Origin of the sequence: Burkholderia sp. PAMC 28687, assembly GCF_001577465.1 — a bacterium.
Lineage (GTDB): Bacteria > Pseudomonadota > Gammaproteobacteria > Burkholderiales > Burkholderiaceae > Caballeronia.
The window spans coordinates 1,408,995-1,426,528 of the sequence record NZ_CP014505.1; the positions used below are offsets into that span (position 1 = coordinate 1,408,995).

At 61.5% G+C, this 17,534-nt stretch carries 17 protein-coding genes and 1 tRNA gene; 8 read left to right on the top strand and 10 right to left on the bottom strand.

Going from position 1 to position 17,534, the window contains the following annotated elements:
• The first annotated feature begins 62 nt into the window (after positions 1-62).
• Together ispD and ispF are read left to right on the top strand one after the other, a co-directional pair.
• Entirely contained in the window at positions 63-776 is a 714-nt protein-coding gene (gene ispD, locus AX768_RS06520; protein WP_061999281.1) for a 2-C-methyl-D-erythritol 4-phosphate cytidylyltransferase, read from the top strand.
• A gap of 40 nt (positions 777-816) precedes the next feature.
• Positions 817-1,308 carry a 2-C-methyl-D-erythritol 2,4-cyclodiphosphate synthase gene (gene ispF / locus AX768_RS06525; protein WP_061999282.1) on the top strand — a complete coding sequence of 164 codons (492 nt, stop codon included), beginning with the start codon at positions 817-819 and terminating at the stop codon, positions 1,306-1,308.
• 54 nt (positions 1,309-1,362) lie between these two features.
• Here ispF and AX768_RS06530 read toward each other — a convergent pair whose 3' ends face one another.
• From AX768_RS06530 to ompR, 4 genes are all read right to left on the bottom strand, one after another.
• The gene (locus AX768_RS06530; protein ID WP_061999283.1) at positions 1,363-1,887 is read right to left on the bottom strand and encodes a carboxymuconolactone decarboxylase family protein; all 525 of its coding nucleotides are present in this window, start codon (positions 1,885-1,887) and stop codon (positions 1,363-1,365) included.
• Between the two features lie 108 nt (positions 1,888-1,995).
• Positions 1,996-2,544, bottom strand: coding sequence for a peroxiredoxin (locus AX768_RS06535; protein WP_061999284.1), 549 nt, complete (start codon positions 2,542-2,544; stop codon positions 1,996-1,998).
• Positions 2,545-2,804: 260 nt separating this feature from the next.
• On the bottom strand, positions 2,805-4,166 hold the full coding sequence (locus AX768_RS06540) for an ATP-binding protein (protein WP_061999285.1): 1,362 nt from the start codon (positions 4,164-4,166) through the stop codon (positions 2,805-2,807).
• 80 nt (positions 4,167-4,246) lie between these two features.
• The gene (ompR, locus tag AX768_RS06545; protein ID WP_056353156.1) at positions 4,247-4,972 is read right to left on the bottom strand and encodes an osmolarity response regulator transcription factor OmpR; all 726 of its coding nucleotides are present in this window, start codon (positions 4,970-4,972) and stop codon (positions 4,247-4,249) included.
• Between the two features lie 265 nt (positions 4,973-5,237).
• Between ompR and AX768_RS06550 the strand changes: the two genes are divergently transcribed.
• Entirely contained in the window at positions 5,238-5,699 is a 462-nt protein-coding gene (locus AX768_RS06550) for a hypothetical protein (protein WP_061999286.1), read from the top strand.
• Between the two features lie 46 nt (positions 5,700-5,745).
• Positions 5,746-6,684 (top strand): DUF1501 domain-containing protein, encoded by a 939-nt coding sequence (locus tag AX768_RS06555; protein ID WP_061999287.1) that lies wholly within the window; start codon positions 5,746-5,748, stop codon positions 6,682-6,684.
• Here the strand turns inward: AX768_RS06555 and AX768_RS06560 are convergent.
• The 4 genes from AX768_RS06560 to AX768_RS06575 all read right to left on the bottom strand — a co-directional run bounded on the left by AX768_RS06560 (position 6,681) and on the right by AX768_RS06575 (position 10,542).
• A complete protein-coding gene (locus tag AX768_RS06560) occupies positions 6,681-7,574 on the bottom strand; it encodes a squalene/phytoene synthase family protein (protein WP_119024636.1) in 894 nt (297 codons plus the stop codon). The genes AX768_RS06555 and AX768_RS06560 overlap by 4 nt on opposite strands.
• 219 nt (positions 7,575-7,793) lie before the next feature.
• On the bottom strand, positions 7,794-8,609 hold the full coding sequence (locus tag AX768_RS06565) for a transglutaminase-like domain-containing protein (protein WP_061999288.1): 816 nt from the start codon (positions 8,607-8,609) through the stop codon (positions 7,794-7,796).
• 37 nt (positions 8,610-8,646) lie between these two features.
• Positions 8,647-9,519: a transglutaminase family protein gene (locus AX768_RS06570; RefSeq protein ID WP_062000827.1), complete on the bottom strand. Its 873-nt coding sequence runs from the start codon at positions 9,517-9,519 to the stop codon at positions 8,647-8,649.
• Between the two features lie 279 nt (positions 9,520-9,798).
• On the bottom strand, positions 9,799-10,542 hold the full coding sequence (locus tag AX768_RS06575) for a sigma-70 family RNA polymerase sigma factor (RefSeq protein WP_172811925.1): 744 nt from the start codon (positions 10,540-10,542) through the stop codon (positions 9,799-9,801).
• Between the two features lie 180 nt (positions 10,543-10,722).
• Here AX768_RS06575 and clpP point away from each other — a divergent pair, with 180 nt between their 5' ends.
• A complete protein-coding gene (gene clpP / locus AX768_RS06580) occupies positions 10,723-11,322 on the top strand; it encodes an ATP-dependent Clp endopeptidase proteolytic subunit ClpP (protein ID WP_061999290.1) in 600 nt (199 codons plus the stop codon).
• A 76-nt stretch (positions 11,323-11,398) separates the two neighbouring features.
• On the opposite strand, the gene AX768_RS06585 is transcribed toward clpP, so the two are convergent.
• A tRNA-Leu gene (locus AX768_RS06585) sits at positions 11,399-11,485 on the bottom strand.
• Between the two features lie 207 nt (positions 11,486-11,692).
• Between AX768_RS06585 and AX768_RS06590 the strand changes: the two genes are divergently transcribed.
• The 3 genes from AX768_RS06590 (at position 11,693) to AX768_RS06600 (ending at position 16,036) form a co-directional block, all read left to right on the top strand.
• Positions 11,693-12,115: a DUF2946 domain-containing protein gene (locus AX768_RS06590; protein WP_062000828.1), complete on the top strand. Its 423-nt coding sequence runs from the start codon at positions 11,693-11,695 to the stop codon at positions 12,113-12,115.
• Positions 12,116-12,210: 95 nt separating this feature from the next.
• On the top strand, positions 12,211-14,601 hold the full coding sequence (locus AX768_RS06595; protein ID WP_082778761.1) for a TonB-dependent receptor: 2,391 nt from the start codon (positions 12,211-12,213) through the stop codon (positions 14,599-14,601).
• Between the two features lie 22 nt (positions 14,602-14,623).
• Positions 14,624-16,036, top strand: a complete 1,413-nt coding sequence (locus AX768_RS06600) for a PepSY-associated TM helix domain-containing protein (RefSeq protein ID WP_061999291.1) — start codon at positions 14,624-14,626, stop codon at positions 16,034-16,036.
• On the opposite strand, the gene AX768_RS06605 is transcribed toward AX768_RS06600, so the two are convergent.
• On the bottom strand, positions 16,037-17,194 hold the full coding sequence (locus tag AX768_RS06605; RefSeq protein WP_061999292.1) for a glycerate kinase: 1,158 nt from the start codon (positions 17,192-17,194) through the stop codon (positions 16,037-16,039). It lies immediately after the preceding gene.
• Between the last annotated feature and the right edge of the window lie 340 nt (positions 17,195-17,534).

The window sequence follows — 17,534 nt, forward strand, 5'->3', positions numbered from 1 at the left end:
ATGGTCGCGATAGACCTATTATAAAATCCGGGCTTCACTTTTGACTTGGGCGTTTTCAACTCGTGACTTCCCGCCTGTTCGCCCTCATCCCATGTGCCGGTTCCGGCAGCCGTTCCGGCGCCCCCATGCCTAAGCAATATCAGACCGTCGGCCGTCATCCGATGCTGCGCTATTCCCTCGCTGCCTTCGATGCCTGCTCCGAGTTCGCCCAGACGCTCGTGGTGCTGGCGCCCAACGATCATCACTTCGATGACCGCCGTTTCGCGGGCCTGCGCTTCGCCGTGCAACGCTGCGGCGGCGCGACGCGGCAAGCTTCTGTATTCAACGGCCTGGCGGCGCTGGCAGGCTTTGGCGCCCGGGAAGACGACTGGGTGCTCGTGCACGACGCTGCGCGCCCCGGTCTCACGCCCGAGATGGTGCGCAAGCTCGTGGGTGAGTTGAAGAACGATCCGGTTGGCGGGATTCTGGCGCTGCCGGTGGCGGATACGTTAAAGCGCATCGAGGCAGAAGGCACGGCGCACGACGAAGGGCGCATTGCCCGCACCGAGTCGCGCAACGGCTTGTGGCAGGCACAGACGCCGCAGATGTTCCGTCTCGGCATGTTGCGCGATGCAATCACGCGGGCCCGGCAAGACGGCCACGACCTCACCGATGAAGCGAGCGCCATCGAATGGCTGGGACACGCGCCGCGATTGATTCAGGGGAGTTTGCGCAACTTCAAGGTCACGTATCCTGAGGATTTCGCATTGGCGACAGCCATGCTCGGCGCTGTCTGATATTTCATTTCGCTCACCGCTTAACCTTTTAGGATTATCGATGGATTTCAGAATCGGACAAGGCTACGACGTTCACCAACTGGTCGAGGGACGGCCGCTGATCATCGGTGGGGTGACGATTCCTTATGAACGCGGCCTGCTCGGGCATTCGGACGCCGATGTCCTGCTGCACGCGATCACGGACGCCTTGTTCGGCGCAGCGGCAATGGGCGATATAGGCCGTCATTTTCCCGATACGGATGCTGAATTCTCAGGCGCCGATAGCCGTGTTTTATTGCGCGAGGCATTTGCGCGGGTTTCGGAGGCGGGGTTTGCGATCATGAACGTCGATTCGACCGTGATCGCGCAGGCGCCGAAGCTTGCGCCGTTTATCGAGGCGATTCGCGCGAATATCGCAGAAGATCTGGAACTGCCGTTGAGCCGCGTCAACGTGAAGGCGAAGACCAACGAGAAGCTGGGCTATCTGGGCCGGAAAGAGGGGATTGAAGCGCAGGCGGCGGTACTGTTGATGCGTACGGGAATCGATGCCTGAAAAATGCAGTTGATAATAGTCGCGCCGGAGAATCCTCCGGCGCGCTTGATCGATTTACTTCCCTTCAGCCGTAATCGCCAACTGAGCCGCCACGATCACCGCGGCAATGCGCCCGACATCGCGTAATTGCGTCGTGCTCATGCCTTCGCCTACGAGATTCTCGTAGTGCGATTTCACGCAGAAATGGCACTTCCCGACAATCGATGCCGCCAGCGCAAACATCTCGAAACGCCGTTTATCCAGACCGCCGTGCGTGGCGTACGCATTCATCCGCAAAGCGGCGGGCTGCGTCTTCAGGTCGGCGTTATCGGCCATTTCCAAGTACGGATACCAGACGTTGTTCATGCCCATCAAGGCGGCAGCGGTCAACGCGCCGTTCGTTTCCTCAGCCGACAACACGCCCGACTCGCGAATCAGCGTCACGATCTTCGTAGCCTTCGCGGCATAGGCGGCCGCGAGCGCCACGCCGACGGCATCATTGCCTTCCAGCGATGACCGCGCAATCGTCCCGTCCACGTTCAGCCGGATGTCTTTTGCGTAATCAGGAATCAGTTCTTTAATCGATGCGAGGAATTCCATAAATTTCTCCTATCCAACAACCGATAAAAAAGCCCGCCGGCTCGAGCTTGACTCGTAAAGCGGACGGGCTGAGGCGCAGCCATGAAGGCCTCGCCGGTACATATGCAATTACAGCGTCGTACCGCCGACAGCGCGGTTGCACGGGCAGAGTTCGTCCGTTTGCAGGCCGTCGAGAATACGCAGCACTTCTTCCGGGCTGCGGCCGACGTTCAGGTTGTTCACCGAAACGTGCTGGATCACATTGTCCGGATCGATGATGAACGTTGCCCGCAACGCCACGCCCGCTTCCTTGTCACGCACGCCGAGCTGGTCGATCAGTTCGCCCTTCACGTCGCCGAACGAGTAGTGGTTCAGCTTGCTCAGGTCCTTGTGCTCACGGCGCCATGCCAGCTTGACGAATTCGTTGTCCACGCTGCCGCCAAGCAGCACTGCGTCACGGTCTGCGAAGTCGCCGTTCAGCTTGCCGAACTCGACGATTTCCGTCGGGCAGACGAACGTGAAGTCCTTCGGATAGAAATACAGGATTTTCCACTTGCCAGGAAACGACTGCTCGGTGATCTCTTCAAATGCCGACACGCCATTTTCTTCGTGATTGTTGAAACCCGGCTTTGCAGCTGTAACGGTGAAAGCTTCAACTTTATCGCCCACGGTCTTCATATGAATACTCCTGTGTTCGTTGGAAGAAAAACCAAGACTACCTGATCGCTGTAACGCTCACATGACGCAGCATCAAACTCAAAGCCGTTGATCTGGCGAGAGCGCTGCGTTGAACGAAGTCCACTATAACCCTATTGAGCAATGGTATCAATAGATTTTGACTAACACCCCAGATAGCTTTTAACGAATGGACCGATAGGCATTTGAAACCACCCTGCGCATTGAACGCCATGGCGAAACCCTTGGGCCTGCATGAAACTTCATGAGCGCAGTGTGCGTCTTTCCATGGCCGGAAAGTCGATGGTGACTTCGAACCCTGGGTGCGGCGAACGGTTACGCAGCCGCAGCGTGCCGCGCTGACGCGTCACCAGCCGTTGCACGATCGCCATGCCCAATCCGGTTCCGTTGGCCTGCGTGCGGGCGGTATCGACGCGATAGAAGGGCCGCGTGATCAGCGCAACCTGGTCTTCGGGAATGCCGCGTCCTTCGTCCATCACCGATAACTCCACGCGCCCATGGTTCACACGGGTTTGCAGCGTGATCCGCGCGACGTCATCGGCGGCGCTGCGGCCATACTTGCGCGCGTTTTCCAGCAAATTGCCGATCACGCGACGCACATCGGTGGGATCGCCCTCGACGATCGCGCCTTGTGCCAGATCGGTTTTCATCACCACGCCTTCCTCGGCGAGAAAGCGCGCGGTCATCTCGCCGCCGATCATCGACAGATCCACAGCCTCGGCCATGCGCTGCATCGGCCGCGCGTAGTCGAGGAAACGCCCGATGATCATGTCCATCTGTTCGATGTCATCGACCATCGCGAGTTTCGTCGCTTCGTCGGAGGGGCTCATCTCGGTTTCCAGCCGCAGACGCGCGAGCGGCGTGCGCAAGTCGTGCGAGATCCCGGCGAGCATCAGCGCACGGTCGGCATCGAGTTGCTCGAGGTCCTGCACCATCTGGTTGAAGCTTCGATTGGTTTCGGCGGCAACGCCCATGCCGCGTTCAGGAAGCGGTTCGGGTGATTGTCCCGAGCCGACCTTGCGCGCGGCAAGCGCGAGGCGCGCGAACGGCCTGTTGACGAGACTGGTGATGAACGCCGCGCCGAAGAGCGACAGCGCGAGCGCAAAGATGCCCCAGCCGGCCCATTGCAGGCCGGTGACGGTATCGAGCTGATCGCGGTCGAGCGCGACCCAGTAATCGTCGTCGTCGATCTTGAAGCTGATCCAGACGCCCGGGATGTCGTTCACCGATTGCGCGATGACCGTGTCGTTGCCCAGGCGGCCGCGAACGTCGCGCTCGATCAGACGGTTCAGCGATTCGTCGGGCTGGAGACGGTATTTATCGGTGGTTTCGCGCGGATACACGCGCACGCCTTCATTGCTTTCCAGATCCTGCAGCAGCGCGCGGCGAAGGTCGGGATCGGAATAAAGGAGGGCGGTGCGGGTGAGCTTGACGACGGCGACCAACTGCAGCGCGACGCGCTGCGCGCGCGGCTCGCGTTCGATCACGCGGAAGCTCTGGAACCAGGCGGCAATGCTCACCGCGATCAACAGCGCGATGAGGGCGAACGTCCGCCAGAACAGGCCGCCGAACGCGAGCGTCAGTAGCCGCCTGTCAATCCGCATGGGTCGTTGACGCTCGTGCTTGTGGCGCGCATGAAGCGCGTTTGCGAGGACTCAATCAGAACTCAACTGGTACTCAATGCTCAAGCCGCGCCGTCCGGAATGAAGACGTAGCCGAGACCCCACACCGTCTGGATGAAGCGTGGGCTGCTCGGGTCCGGCTCGATCAGCTTGCGCAGCCGGGAGATCTGGACATCGAGACTGCGGTCGAACACTTCGTATTCACGGCCGCGCGCCAGTTCCATCAGTTTTTCACGTGACAGCGGCGCACGCGGATGCCGCGCGAAAACCTTCAGCACGGAGAATTCACCCGTGGTCAGCGGGATTTCCTGGCCATTCTTGGTCAGCGTGCGCGTGGCGAGATTCAAGGCAAACTCGCCGAATTCAAACACTTCAGCAGTTTCGGACGGCGCACCCGGCAATTCCGACGGCGACTGCCGGCGCAGCACGGCATGAATCCGGGCCACGAGCTCGCGCGGATTGAATGGCTTCGGAAGGTAATCGTCGGCACCCATTTCCAGCCCGACAATCCGATCCACGTCTTCGCCCTTGGCCGTGAGCATGATGATCGGCGTGCGGTCATTGCTGCCGCGCAGTCGCCGGCAGATCGACAGGCCGTCTTCCCCCGGCAACATCAGGTCGAGCACGAGCAGGTCGAAACGTTCGCGTACCCAGAGCTTGTTCATCGACGGTGCATTTTCAGCGACATAGACATTAAAGCCTTGTTCGCCGAGATAACGCCGCAAAAGATCGCGCAAACGGGGATCGTCGTCGACTACGAGTATTTTTGAGGGATTTTTGGTTTCCATTCCGGCATCTTAGCGCGATTAGAAAGAGGAGCGAGTTTGCGTGAATTATAAGGTAACAGATAGTTACAAAATTTACGGGGACTGTGGCACGACGTAAAGGTTCTATGCGTACACTCCTTTACCTAAGCCCGTCATTCGGTAGATACTCCATTAGTACAACGATTGCGCGTCAGCGACATGGCGGCATGACCGTCCACCTTGCCTGCCACGCAAGCACGCCAAAGAGCCTGAGACTGTCCGGTTGTCGAGCAACGAAGGGAACAACATGAAGGGAGCGCGGCGGCGCAAACCTGTGCGCAACATGCGCATCATCCGACTAACGCTGATCGCTAGCGCGTTTTACGCCGTGTTTGCCGTGCGCAGTGCTTTCGCGCAACCATCCCAATCCTCCAGTCGCAATGCGTCGGCGTTTGACCGGCCGGATTCGTCGTGGGCGTCGTCATCGGGTTATCTGAATTCGGATGCCGGCGAGAATCCAACTGCCGGCGGGTCGAGTGCGCGCCCGCAAAGGAGCCGCAGTTTCGATGGCCGCCTGATGCGCGCACAGCATCGAATGGGCAAGCAGTCTGGAAACACTCAAGCGCAGCAAATGCCTGTCATGCAGCCGCCACCTGTTGACCCGCAACCGCCCGAACGTACGCCACGGCACGGCGTGATGACCGCCGATGAACGCAGGCTGTTGCGCCAGCACATCGAGGAAGCGGTCAGGGATCTGTATAAGCGGTGATTGCTTTCCGTCTGATGCCGGCCGTTCCCGGAACGCAAGCGCGCCTATGAACCGGCGCGATTTTCTTTCTGTTGCTTGCGCACTCGGTGTTTGTGCGATGGCGCCATCGACGATTGCGATCGCTCGTCAGGCTCCGCCGGCAGCTCAAGGCATGGTGCTGATTCTGGTCGAGCTGAAAGGCGGCAACGACGGCTTGAATACCGTGATTCCGTTTGCCGATCCCGCTTACGCGGACTTGCGTCCGACCATCGGAATCCATCGGGACCATGTGCTGCAGCTCGACGAGCGCAGCGGGCTTCATCCGGCAATGCAGCCGCTGATGCCGCTGTGGCGCGACGGACAGATCGCAATCGTGCAGGGCATTGGCTACCCGCAGCAGAACCTCTCGCATTTTCGATCGATGGAGATCTGGGACACCGCGTCGCACGCAGACCAGTACCTTCGCGATGGCTGGCTTGCACGGGCGTTTGGCGCGGGAGGATTCGAAACGACATTGCCCGCCGATCCCATTGGAACGTCAATCAAGACAGCGATGGAAGCGCTTGCAAGCACGCGAGCCTTGTCGGTGATTCGCCTTACGCTCAACGGCTTCGATACTCATCAGAACCAGCCGATACAGCACGCGCGTTTGCTCGGTCAGTTATCGAATGGATTGGCCGCAGTGCGATCCGCACTGACCGAACTCGGTCGATGGAACGACACCCTTGTCATGACGTACTCGGAATTCGGCCGGTGTCCACGTGAAAACGACAGCCGCGGCACGGATCACGGCACGGCCGCGCCGCACTTCCTCCTGGGTGGCCGGGTGAACGGCGGTTTATACGGCGCCGCGCCCGCACTCTCTCGGCTCGACGGCAACGGCAACCTGCCAATGAACGTGGACTTCCGGCAGCTGTATGCAACTGTTCTGGGGTCCTGGCGCGGCATGAACGCCGACGCCGTTCTCGGCGGCAAGTTTGAAACGCTGCCAATAATGCGCGCCTAGCGAACCCGCCACGTAATCCACAGTTTGCGGATGGGCGTGAGCGCGATGCGCTGATGCAAGACCTTGAAATCCTCGCGCTCGATTTCATCGAGCAAGGCCAGCGATAACGCCGCGTGCGAGCGCAGCACGCGCTGCGTCGGGCGTTCATCGGCGGGAATGGCGGCCAGCGCCTGGTTCAGCGCGTCACGGGCACGGCCCGTCTGGAAGCGCATGAGTTCGGTGAACGCGTCGCTGTATTTGCGGTTGATCAGATCGGCCGCCGTGACGCCGAAGCGCTGCAGTTCGTCGATGGGCAGATAGATGCGGCCATGACGCGCGTCGTCGCCGATGTTTTCCACGCGCTCCGCGAGCATCGAGGCCGAGCCCAGCGCCATCGCCCAGTTTGGAACGTTTTCAGGGTGGCGCGCCGTGGCCCGCGCGACGATCACGGCAAACGCGCCGCCCGCGTTATCCAGATATCGCCGAAGACCCGCCCAGTCGATATATCGCGCCTGCTCCAGGTCGAGTTCATAGCCATCGACCATGTTGCCGACATATCCGCGGCCTTCGTCGTCAAGGACCGGCGTGCCGGCCTGATGCGCCGCGATGGCCTTCGTGACCGGGTGCGCCGGTTCGCCGCCGAAGAGGCTTGCCAGTTCCTTCTGCCACCACGCATGTTTGGTCCGTCCGATAGTGGGATCGCTCGTCTCCTTGGCCGTTTCCTCGAGTTCGCGGCGCAGGGCGTGGAGCGCGGTCAGGAGCGGCCGGCGCGAAGCGGGCGCGCGACGCAGCGCGTAGTAGGTGCTGGAGCCATCGGGCGCAGCTTTTTGCTGACAGTAGTCGTCGAAGTTCACGGCAATGAATTGGCAACGGCGCGAAGCCGATAAAGTCCCGCCCAGAAAAAAAGCCATTGAAATTCAATGGCTCCGGCTGTTCTGGCACGAGGACGTGTAGGGGAGGACGGTTGGTCTGTCAAGCCGGCGCAAGAACCGGGTTGCGCGCAAATCTCCCGGCGAATTATCGCCCGGATGAGAATGTGCCGCAAGGCGCGGGCAAGGCGCGGGCAAGGCGCCGGCACGTGCGCGCGCGGCTCGACCCGCGTCGCGCACCAGGATACTTAGAATCCCGAATCAAACCTGCGCTTCTTCCTGCTCGCAAACGACATCGAACTTGAGCAAGGCGGTAGGTCCGAAGGTGTTGCTGATGGCCACATCCGCGGCGTCGCGGCCGCGCGCCATCAGCACGCGTCCAATACGTGGGGCGTTGTTGCGTGCGTCGAACGTCTGCCAGCTTCCGCCGATGAACGCCTCGAACCACGCAGCAAAATCCATCGCTGCGTAGGGTGGCGGGAGGCCTACGTCGCTGATATAACCCGTGCAATATCGCGCCGGGATGTTCATCGCCCGGCATAGCGTCACAGCCAGGTGTGCGAAGTCGCGGCAGACGCCCTGGCGCTCCTGATAGGCCTCGAACGCGGTTTTCGTCGGCCGCGCGTGCGCGTAGTTGAAGACGATGTGATTGTGGGCGAAGTCGCAAATCGCCTGCACGCGCGCGCGTCCGGGCGGCGTGGCGCCGAACTGCTTCCAGGCGAAGTCGGACAGCAGATCGGTTTCGCAATAACGGCTGCCGAGCAGGAACACGAGGCATTCGTTCGGCAAATCTTCCACCGGATGCTGTTCGCCGTTCGGCCCGGGCTGTTCGAATTCGCCGGACACTTCGAGCAACGCGGAGGTCGACAGCGATATCCGTCCCGCCGGTGCCACCAGCCGGCTGCACAGGTTGCCGAAGCCATCGCGATACTGCGAGATGGGCACCGGCGGATTGACCGTCAGCACATCGGCCAGCAACACCTGCGGCGCGACTGAAAAGTGCGTATTCAGCATGAGCAGCATTGGTGTCGGTTGCGGACACTCGTAGACCAGTTCGTAGCCAACGCGGAGTTTCATGGGAGCTGCCCTTTGCTGTGAACTATAAAAGAAAACGTCACTGGTTCTCGGTCACACTGACCTCGACATCGAGGCTGCGAAACGATCCGGGCTCGCCATTCCAGGTTCCCCACAGCGGCAGGGCCTGATGGTGATCCCAAGCAACCGCGACGCGTATCAGGTGCCGATTGCCGACAATGCTGTTCGTCGGGTCGAAATCGACCCAGCCCGCGCCCGGGAGATAGATCTGCAGCCACGCGTGCGTGGCGCCGCCGCCGCGCGTGGTGTCGCGTTCGGGCACGAAGATGTAGCCGCTCACGAAGCGCGCCGCCAATCCGAGCGACCGGACGGCGTCCATCATCAGCACCGCGAAGTCGCGGCAACTGCCGCTGCGCAAACGCAGGGTATCGGCGGGACGATTCACGCCTTTTTCCGTGCGCCGTACGTACTTGAAATCGTCGTTGATCTCCTGCGTCATTGCCCGCAAGAGCGCCATCGTGCCCGTGCTTTCCCCGGGCGCAACGAACCGGCGGGCCCACGCGTCGACATCTCCGTCCGGTTCCGGGCGGTTGCGCGCGTTGACGAGATCCGATGCTTCCTCGTTGGTGTACGCGAACGGGAACGTGAGCGCGTAGCGTTCCAGCGCGTAGTCCGGCTGCGGCGACTCGAAGTGCTCGAGCGTCACTTCGCTTTCGAAGGTCAGCTCGGTCGCCTGCGTGTCGAAGGTGGCGACGGCCACCGAATTATCGAAGACATCGTGCAGCCAGCGCAGTCGCGCCGGTTCCGGCGTGATCTTCAGTTGCGTGGTGACCAGCCGGAGATCGTGGCTGGATCGTGGCCTGAACATCATTCGATGCTCGCCGAAATCGACCGGTTCCGAGTATCGGTACACGCTCGTATGCCGGACCGTAAAGCGTTGCGGCTCGTTCACCTGGCAAATCTTCCCAAGTTCAGGCTGGCCGGCCGCAGGGCGCTGCCGAGCAACCACACCGCGGCTTTTGCAGCCTGTTTGTTGAAATCCATGGTGGACCCTTGTATTGCAGCGCCCGGACGTTCCGGTCGCCAGAATTCAGGATACACGAGACAGTTCTGGCGAAAGAATTCGTTTGTGATTCGGTAAGAGGCGTCTTGCGCGCGAGAAGAGGGGAAATGAGCGGCAGGCGCGAGGAGACAGCCGCGCCGGGCGGGACGCTTGCCCGGCAAATCCGGCTTACGCGAGGGCCGGTTCGGTAATCCGCGGCAGGGCGATGCGCCCAAGCCGCAGCCGGGCGATCAGCGAATGGGTAAGCAATACCGCGAACGCACTTGCAGATGCTGTTGTCACCGCCGGGGCTCCGGTTAGCGTCAAGGCCACGAGCGCATGCACGTCCTGCCGGGCGATTGCATCGAGCAATGATTCGATCGCGTCCTCGGCGCCCAGCGAGGCGTCCGGGCGGTCGCGCCGCCGGTCATCCCGCACGCGGTCTTTCGCCCGATGCACGATCTGCCGGCAATGCACCGCGCTGCGGTTAAGAATCCTGGCGATGCTCGCATAGTCTTCCTCGAACGCCTCGCGCAGCAAAAACGCGGCGCGTTCCTCAGCCGACAGACGCGCGAGCACGCGACGCATTCCGTACGACAAATCGGATTTCTGTTCGGCCAGAGCCTGCGCAGAAGGGGCTTGATCGAAGCCGTCGCATTCCTCGAGCAGCCGCATGTCCTGCGCTGAACGCCGCAGACGGTCGATGGCCGTGCGTTTTGCAACCGTCGTGAGCCACGCGACGGGCGTTTCGAGCGCATCGATACCGCCGGCCCGTTGCTGCAGATGCCATTTCACGAACGTATCCTGCACGACGTCTTCCGCGTCCGCGCGTACGCCGAGAATCCGGTAAGCGAGCGAAAAAAGCCGCGAACGGGACGCCTCGAAGAGGGCGAGCTGCGCTTCGTCGCGATGTGATTCGATCTCAACGCTCATGCGTTTCTCCTTGTTGCGCTTCATCACCTGTGACGCTTATGACGGCTCGCACGGGGCGAACGTGACAGCCGGCGACAAAAATATATCGCGACCGCGAATGTCACGCACGAACGGCGGCGCGCGTCATATGGGCTGGAACGCTCTTGAGTGATCTGAAAACAACCCGGGAACCGCAAAGATATGAATCCGCTGAACCTCGGCCTCGTGCCGACCGTTATCGAACAATCCGGGCGCGGCGAACGCGCCTATGACGTCTATTCGCGGCTGCTGCGCGAACGGATCATCTTCATGGTAGGACCGGTGACGGACCAGACGGCGAGTCTGGTTGTCGCGCAATTGCTGTTTCTCGAAGCCGAGAATCCGGAGAAAGATATTTCGCTGTATATCAATTCGCCGGGTGGCTCGGTCTACGACGGCATGGCGATTTTCGACACGATGCAGTTCATCCGCCCCGATGTCTCCACGCTGTGCACGGGTTTTGCCGCGAGCATGGGCACGTTCCTGTTGAACGCGGGCGCAAAGGGCAAGCGCTACGCGCTGCCGAACGCGCGCATCATGATTCACCAGCCGTCGGGCGGTTCGCAGGGGACGGCAGCGGATATCGCGATCCAGGCAAAGGAAGTGGTGTATTTGCGCGGCCGGCTGAACGCGATCATGGCGGAGCGCACGGGGAAAACCGAAGAGGAGGTTGCCCGCGATACCGACCGCGATAATTTCATGTCGGCGGATCAGGCGCGGGACTATGGCTTGATCGATGAAGTGCTGCAGCAGCGGATTTAAGTCCCGCCGCTTAGACCCGCCGCAACAGAAACGACAAAGCCCCGCAGCTTTCGCTGCGGGGCTTTGTTTTTCAGCCTGGTGCGTGAGGTCGGACTCGAACCGACACGACATTGCTGCCGTCAGGACCTAAACCTGGTGCGTCTACCAATTTCGCCACTCACGCGTATCTTTTCTGGTGGCACGCGCTACGCGCGCTACGAGTACGCACGCCACTGAGCCGGGCATTCTATCTGAATCGATGACCAATGTCTGCAGTACGGCGTTTCAAGCACGGCCCTGCGGCGCCACAATCCGCATTGCATCGCGCGAACGACCTGCCTACAATCGCAACTCATTCTCGTTTGTGTCCACTTCGACAACTTTTACATCGATGAACCGCGTTTCGCGCAATCGCTTCGTTGCATGGCTCGGCATTGCCGCCATGTGGCTTGCCATTGTCGCGCCGGTGATCAGCCAGACGCTGGCCTCGCGCGAAGCCCGCTTTGATCTCCTCGAGGCGCTGTGTTCCGTCGACACCCGAGGTCAAACCCAGGCCGCATCGCCCGTTCCGAACGGGTTGAATGTGCAAGCCCAAGGGGAAGAACACGCCGGCCATCACATGTCCGGCGACGCGTTCGATGCCTGCTCGTATTGCGGACTGCTCGCGCACAACGTGCCGCTGGCCTCGGCCCCGGCTGCGGCGCTCGTGCGCATCGAACGCGTTACGCGGCTTGCCGCCGAGCCGGCCGTTCGCGCTGTACACGTCAAGTCGTTCAACGCCGCGTCGCCACGCGCGCCTCCCGTCGTTTCCTGAAGTCCGTCGTCAGAGACCGTTTGCCGTGACCTTGCGCGCCGTTTGAGCGCGTGCGTCCGGCCGGCTTCTCGTCCACTCATTCAGGAATTTTTCAGATGCTCAAGCTCCTCAAGCGAGCGCGGCAGCCTTCCGGCCGCCGCGCCGCCGTGCGTTCGCGCGCGTTCAGTTTTCATCGCCATGCGTGCTTGCCGATTTCGCTGATGGCGCCTGCATTTGCACTCGCTGCGCCTCCCGTCACACCGGAATCGCCATCGGCCGAACGCCGCGAAACCGGTGCCGTGCAGCTCGCACCCGTGGTCGTCACCAGCTCGGCAAGCTCGCCTGCACGTTCGCCGCTCGATCCGGACCTGCCTTCCACGACCGCAACGGTCACCGCCGAACAGTCGCAATACTGGAACGTGGTGACGGCCGAAGACGTGCTGAAATACGTGCCGAACATGGCGGTGCGCAAGCGCTTCATAGGCGACGTGAACTCGCCCATCGCCGTACGCGGCACGAGCAATTCGCAAACGGCGCGCGGTCTCGTCTACGCCGACGGCCTTTTGCTCAGCAATTTCCTCGGCAACACGTTCACCTTCGCGCCGCGCTGGTCGATGGTCTTCACCGACAACATCGACCGCACCGATGTGATCTACGGCCCATATTCCGCGCTGTATCCGGGCAACTCGATCGGCGCGACGGTCGCGATCACCACACGCATGCCGCAAAAATTCGAAGCCGACGCCCACGTCCAGGCGTTCAACCAGCATTTCGATTTGTTCGGCGTGAACCGCAGTTTCAACGGGACGAATTCGTCGGCGACCATCGGCGATAAAAACGGCAACCTCTCCTGGCTCATCGGCGTCAATCATCTGGAAAACACCGGGCAGCCGCTGCAATTCGCGACGCTCGCGGCATCGAATGTTCCGGCTCGCACGACCGATCGGCCGGTTACCGGCGCGCTCTTCTACAACGACCAGAACAACGCGCGAACCGCAGTTTTGGGGGTAACGGCCGAGGGCATAGAGCGGACCTTCCAGGACCAGTTCAAGCTGAAACTTGCATACGACTTCACGCCGACGTTGCAAGCCGGCTTCACGCTCGGCTACTGGCATCAAAAATACAACAGCGACACCCAGTCGTTTCTCCGCGATGCCGCCGGCAACCCCGTGTATAGCGGCCTCGTCAATATAGGTGGTTACGAATACAACGTTCCCGCCGCGACGTTCGCCCCGAGCCAGGGTTCGAGCGAGAACTTCCTGTACGGGTTATCGCTGAAAACGCGCAATGCAACGGGCTGGAATGCCGAAGCGGTGGCGTCTTATTTCGACATCACGCAGAGCATTGCGCGCACGGCGAACTCGGGCGTGCCGGGTAACGGTCCAGGCACGATCGCTTTCGGCGACGGCACCGGCTGGAAGACACTCGACCTGCGCACGACATGGACGCCCGAATCGCCGACGGCAGGGCTCGCTGCCCACTGGCTGTCGTTCGGTTACCACTACGACGACTATTTCCTCGACAACGAAACCTACAACACGGCCGCGTGGCGCGACGGAGGCGGGACATCGTTCGCCAATGCATTCGGCGGACGCACGCAAACGCAAGCCGTCTACGCGCAAGACGCGTGGCGTTTCCTGCCGCGCTGGAAATTCACCTACGGCGCGCGTTACGAGAACTGGAATGCGTACGACGGCTCGCGGGCGATCGGCGCGACATCGCTTGACTACGGTGAAGTCAGCCAGAGCCACTGGTCTCCCAAGGCGTCGCTTTCCTTCGATGCCACGCAAGATCTTTTGCTGCGTGCATCGATAGGACGCGCCTACAGGTTTCCCACCGTCGGCGAGTTGTTTCAAGGGCAGATCACGGGTTTGTCGATCGTCAATAACAACCCGAACCTCAAGCCCGAGGACGATCTCTCGAAGGAGCTGACGGCCGAGTGGCAACACGGCAACGGGGTGTATCGGTTCACGCTCTTCCAGGACGATGTGAAGAACACCTTGTTCAGCCAGACGAACACCACAGTGATACCGAACATCACCAACTTCCAGAATATCGACAAGGTGCGCTCGCGCGGCATCGAGACGAGTTACGAAGGGCAGGACGTGCTGATCCATGGCCTGGATCTGACGGCGGGCGTGGCCTACACGCAGTCGAAGATCATCGCGAACAGCGGCAATCCGGCGTCAGTGGGCAAATATTTTTATCGGATTCCGTTGTGGCGCGCGAACGTCGCCGCGACGTGGCGTGCGACGAGCCAGAGCGCAATCACTCTCGCCGCGCGCTATTCGGGCCGCGAGTACAACACGCTGACCAACATCGATACGAACCCGAACACCTACGGCGGGACCAGCACGTACACCGTCGTGGACGCCAAGTTCACCTTCCGGCCGACCAAGCGGACCGAGCTTGGAATCGGCGTCGATAACCTCTTCGATCATCGCTATTACGTGTTCCATCCGTATGCGGGCCGGACGGTTTATGTCGAAGGGCGTATCGGGATCTAGGCACCTTAAAAGGACAACTCACATGCAATCCGCTTCTCTTTCCGATGCCCGCGCGCTCGCGCGGCATCGTCTGCTCTGGCGCTGGCATTTTTATGCCGGCTTGTTTGTCATGCCGCTCTTGCTGGTGCTTGCGATCACCGGCACGCTGTATTGCTTCCAGCCGCAGATCGAACAGTTGCTGTATCACGACCGGATGACCGTCAGCGCCCGCGCCGAACCGCGTATGAGCCAGCAGGTGTTGCTTGCGAAAGCCACCGCCGCCGAGCCGCGCGATGCAACGCCGACGACCGTCGTCGTCAACAACGATCCTCGCCGCAGCGCCGAGTTCGTTTTCAGGCTTCGATCGGGCGGGAGTGAAAGCGTTTATATCGATCCGTATAACGGCGCAGTGCTGGGACGGTTGAGCGTCGAGAACCGGTTGATGAAGCAGGTCCGCAATATTCATCGCGGCTTGCTGCTGGGCAAGACCGGCGAAATCGTGATGGAGCTTGCCGGCTGCTGGACGCTCGTGATGATTGCTACGGGCGTGGCGTTATGGTGGCCGAAAGCGCAACAGAAGAACGGCCGTTTCGTACCGCGTTTGTCGTCAGTGAAAGGCCGTGCTTGGTGGCGGGAGTTGCATGCGGTCGGTGGTGCATGGCTCGCACTCGGCGCATTGTTCTTCGTGCTGAGCGGCCTGCCGTGGTCGAGCACGTGGGGCAAGCAGTTCAAGGCGCTCGCGACGTCGGCACAACTCGGATACCCGAAGGGCGCGTGGGGCAAGGCGCACGTACATTCCGCAACGCCCGCACCGACGATGAACATGGCCGATCCATCGATGGCCGGCATGAAGATGGACGACCTGCCGTTACCGCAAACGCCCTGGGCGGTCGGCGCAACGCATGTACCAGACAGCGCCGCCGATGCAACGCATTCCACGATTGCGCTCGATCAGGTGATCGGCATTGCAGCGCAGGCGGGGGTGAAAGACGGCTACGACATTGCGTTGCCCACCACGCCACAGGGCGTGTACACCGTCTCCTACTTTCCCGCGAATCCGCAAGACGATCGCACGCTTCATATCGACCGATACAGCGGCCGGATTCTCTCGGACATCGCTTACGGTGATTACGGACGTGTGGCGCAGTGGATTTCGTACGGCACTTCGCTGCACATGGGCCGCTATTTTGGCGTGGCGAATCAATTGCTCGCCTCGGCAATCTCGCTCGGGCTCGCCGCCATGACCGTGAGCGGTTTCGTGATGTGGCGCAGGCGCAAGCCTGGCCGGGCGGTAGGTGCACCGGCGCGGCCGGCGTTGCACCCGCCGATGCGCGCGTGGGCGATCGGCTTGACGGCGCTTGGCATCGTTTTCCCGCTGATGGGGTTGACGATGCTGATCGTGTGGCTTTCGGATCGCGTGCTGTTCAGTCCCGGGAGAATCGCCAGCACGCGATGATCAGGACGGCTTCGGTCCGAACTTCAGCCGCGCCAGTTGCTCTGCTTCATTTGCGAGCAACGTGGCGGCGTCGCGGATGGCGATTTCCAGCGTGATCGGACCGGGGGCGGGCGAAAAGCAGCCGCTGAAATACTCCGATAAACGCGGCAACGCCGCCGGATCGATCGCGCCCGACAGCAACGAGGCCTCCACGCCAAACGCTCGCGCATGCTGGCACGCGATGAACGGCGCCTTGCCGTGCAGCGTCTGTACGTCGGAGCGTCCTTCGCCGGTGATGAGCCAGTCGGCGCCCTCGAGCGCGGCATCGAGACCCACTTCCCGCGCGACCACTTCCGCGCCCGCCTCGAAGCGCGCGCCCAGCATGTGCAGCGCAAAACCAAGGCCGCCTGCCGCGCCGGCGCCGGGTTTATCGCGTGCTTCGAGCTTGAGCGCAGGCTCCAGGACATCGGCGAAATGGGCGAGGGCAGCATCGATGCCCGCGATCTGCTCGGGCGTCACGCCTTTTTGCGGGCCGAAGATCGCCGTTGCGCCGTGCTCGCCGGTGAGCGGATTGTTCACATCGGACATGCCGGTGAATTCGGCCTCATACACACGCGGATCGAGCCCCGTTGCATCGATGCGCGCAATTCGCGCCAACTGCGAAGGCACGGGTTCGAGCGTGTTGCCGTCCACATCGAAGAGTTTCAGGCCGAGACCCACGAGCAGCCCGGCGCCGCCGTCGTTCGTGCTGCTGCCGCCAAGCGCCACATAGAACTTGCGCACGCCGAGATCCAGCAGCGTGCGGATTGATTCGCCCATGCCTAGCGTGCTGCGTTCCGCAACTGGCACGGCCATGCCGTCGGGGTCCGTGATGCCCACGACTTCCGCCGTCTCCACGATCGCGCTGCCATCGGCGAGGAGGCCCGTCGCGGCATCGCGCCGTTTCGACGACGCCCCGCGCACGTTGAAGAGGCGCCGCTCGCCACCGGCGGCCAGCATGGCGTCGAGCGTACCTTCGCCGCCATCGGCCATGGGAACGATACGGATCACGGCATCGGCACGGGCGCGGCGAATGCCGCCTGCGATCGCTTCGGCGACCTGTTCCGCGCTAAGCGACCCCTTAAATGAATCGGGCGCGATGACGACGACGGGGGGCGTGGAGGAATGGATGGAGGGCATGTTGTCTCGTGTTATGGAATTTGCCTGAAATCTATCGGCACGGCCCGAATTAATCAAACCTTATGCATCCTGCGCATGCTTCCAATGCGCACGGGAAATGGAAGGGCTGCGGGAGAGCGGCGTAAGGCGCCAGTGCGCGCGGATTCAAAACCTGCCCGCAGCGGCGCGTCCTACTTGAGAAACCCACCTAAAAACCGCGAAAACAGGTCCGTTTAGACTGTATTTGCACCCCCGAGTCCCGAACCGGCGTGATGCTTGCAAATAGTTTGGTAAAATGTTTGGCTGTGTTGACTCAAACCGGCGTGAACGGTTGCACAAGCGGTTGAATTAGCGGTTTCCT

What these genes read in the sequence shown, in the direction of transcription:
- AX768_RS06535 (WP_061999284.1), bottom strand. Translation starts at nt 2,544, where the DNA reads ATGAAGACCGTGGGCGATAAAGTTGAAGCTTTCACCGTTACAGCTGCA.
- AX768_RS06590 (WP_062000828.1), top strand. Translation starts at nt 11,693, where the DNA reads ATGAACCGCGTTTCGCGCAATCGCTTCGTTGCATGGCTCGGCATTGCC.
- AX768_RS06560 (WP_119024636.1), bottom strand. Translation starts at nt 7,574, where the DNA reads ATGGCTTTTTTTCTGGGCGGGACTTTATCGGCTTCGCGCCGTTGCCAA.
- AX768_RS06555 (WP_061999287.1), top strand. Translation starts at nt 5,746, where the DNA reads ATGAACCGGCGCGATTTTCTTTCTGTTGCTTGCGCACTCGGTGTTTGT.
- clpP (WP_061999290.1), top strand. Translation starts at nt 10,723, where the DNA reads ATGAATCCGCTGAACCTCGGCCTCGTGCCGACCGTTATCGAACAATCC.
- AX768_RS06550 (WP_061999286.1), top strand. Translation starts at nt 5,238, where the DNA reads ATGAAGGGAGCGCGGCGGCGCAAACCTGTGCGCAACATGCGCATCATC.
- AX768_RS06575 (WP_172811925.1), bottom strand. Translation starts at nt 10,542, where the DNA reads ATGAGCGTTGAGATCGAATCACATCGCGACGAAGCGCAGCTCGCCCTC.
- AX768_RS06540 (WP_061999285.1), bottom strand. Translation starts at nt 4,166, where the DNA reads ATGCGGATTGACAGGCGGCTACTGACGCTCGCGTTCGGCGGCCTGTTC.
- AX768_RS06530 (WP_061999283.1), bottom strand. Translation starts at nt 1,887, where the DNA reads ATGGAATTCCTCGCATCGATTAAAGAACTGATTCCTGATTACGCAAAA.
- AX768_RS06565 (WP_061999288.1), bottom strand. Translation starts at nt 8,609, where the DNA reads ATGAAACTCCGCGTTGGCTACGAACTGGTCTACGAGTGTCCGCAACCG.
- ispF (WP_061999282.1), top strand. Translation starts at nt 817, where the DNA reads ATGGATTTCAGAATCGGACAAGGCTACGACGTTCACCAACTGGTCGAG.
- AX768_RS06605 (WP_061999292.1), bottom strand. Translation starts at nt 17,194, where the DNA reads ATGCCCTCCATCCATTCCTCCACGCCCCCCGTCGTCGTCATCGCGCCC.
- AX768_RS06600 (WP_061999291.1), top strand. Translation starts at nt 14,624, where the DNA reads ATGCAATCCGCTTCTCTTTCCGATGCCCGCGCGCTCGCGCGGCATCGT.
- ompR (WP_056353156.1), bottom strand. Translation starts at nt 4,972, where the DNA reads ATGGAAACCAAAAATCCCTCAAAAATACTCGTAGTCGACGACGATCCC.
- AX768_RS06595 (WP_082778761.1), top strand. Translation starts at nt 12,211, where the DNA reads ATGCTCAAGCTCCTCAAGCGAGCGCGGCAGCCTTCCGGCCGCCGCGCC.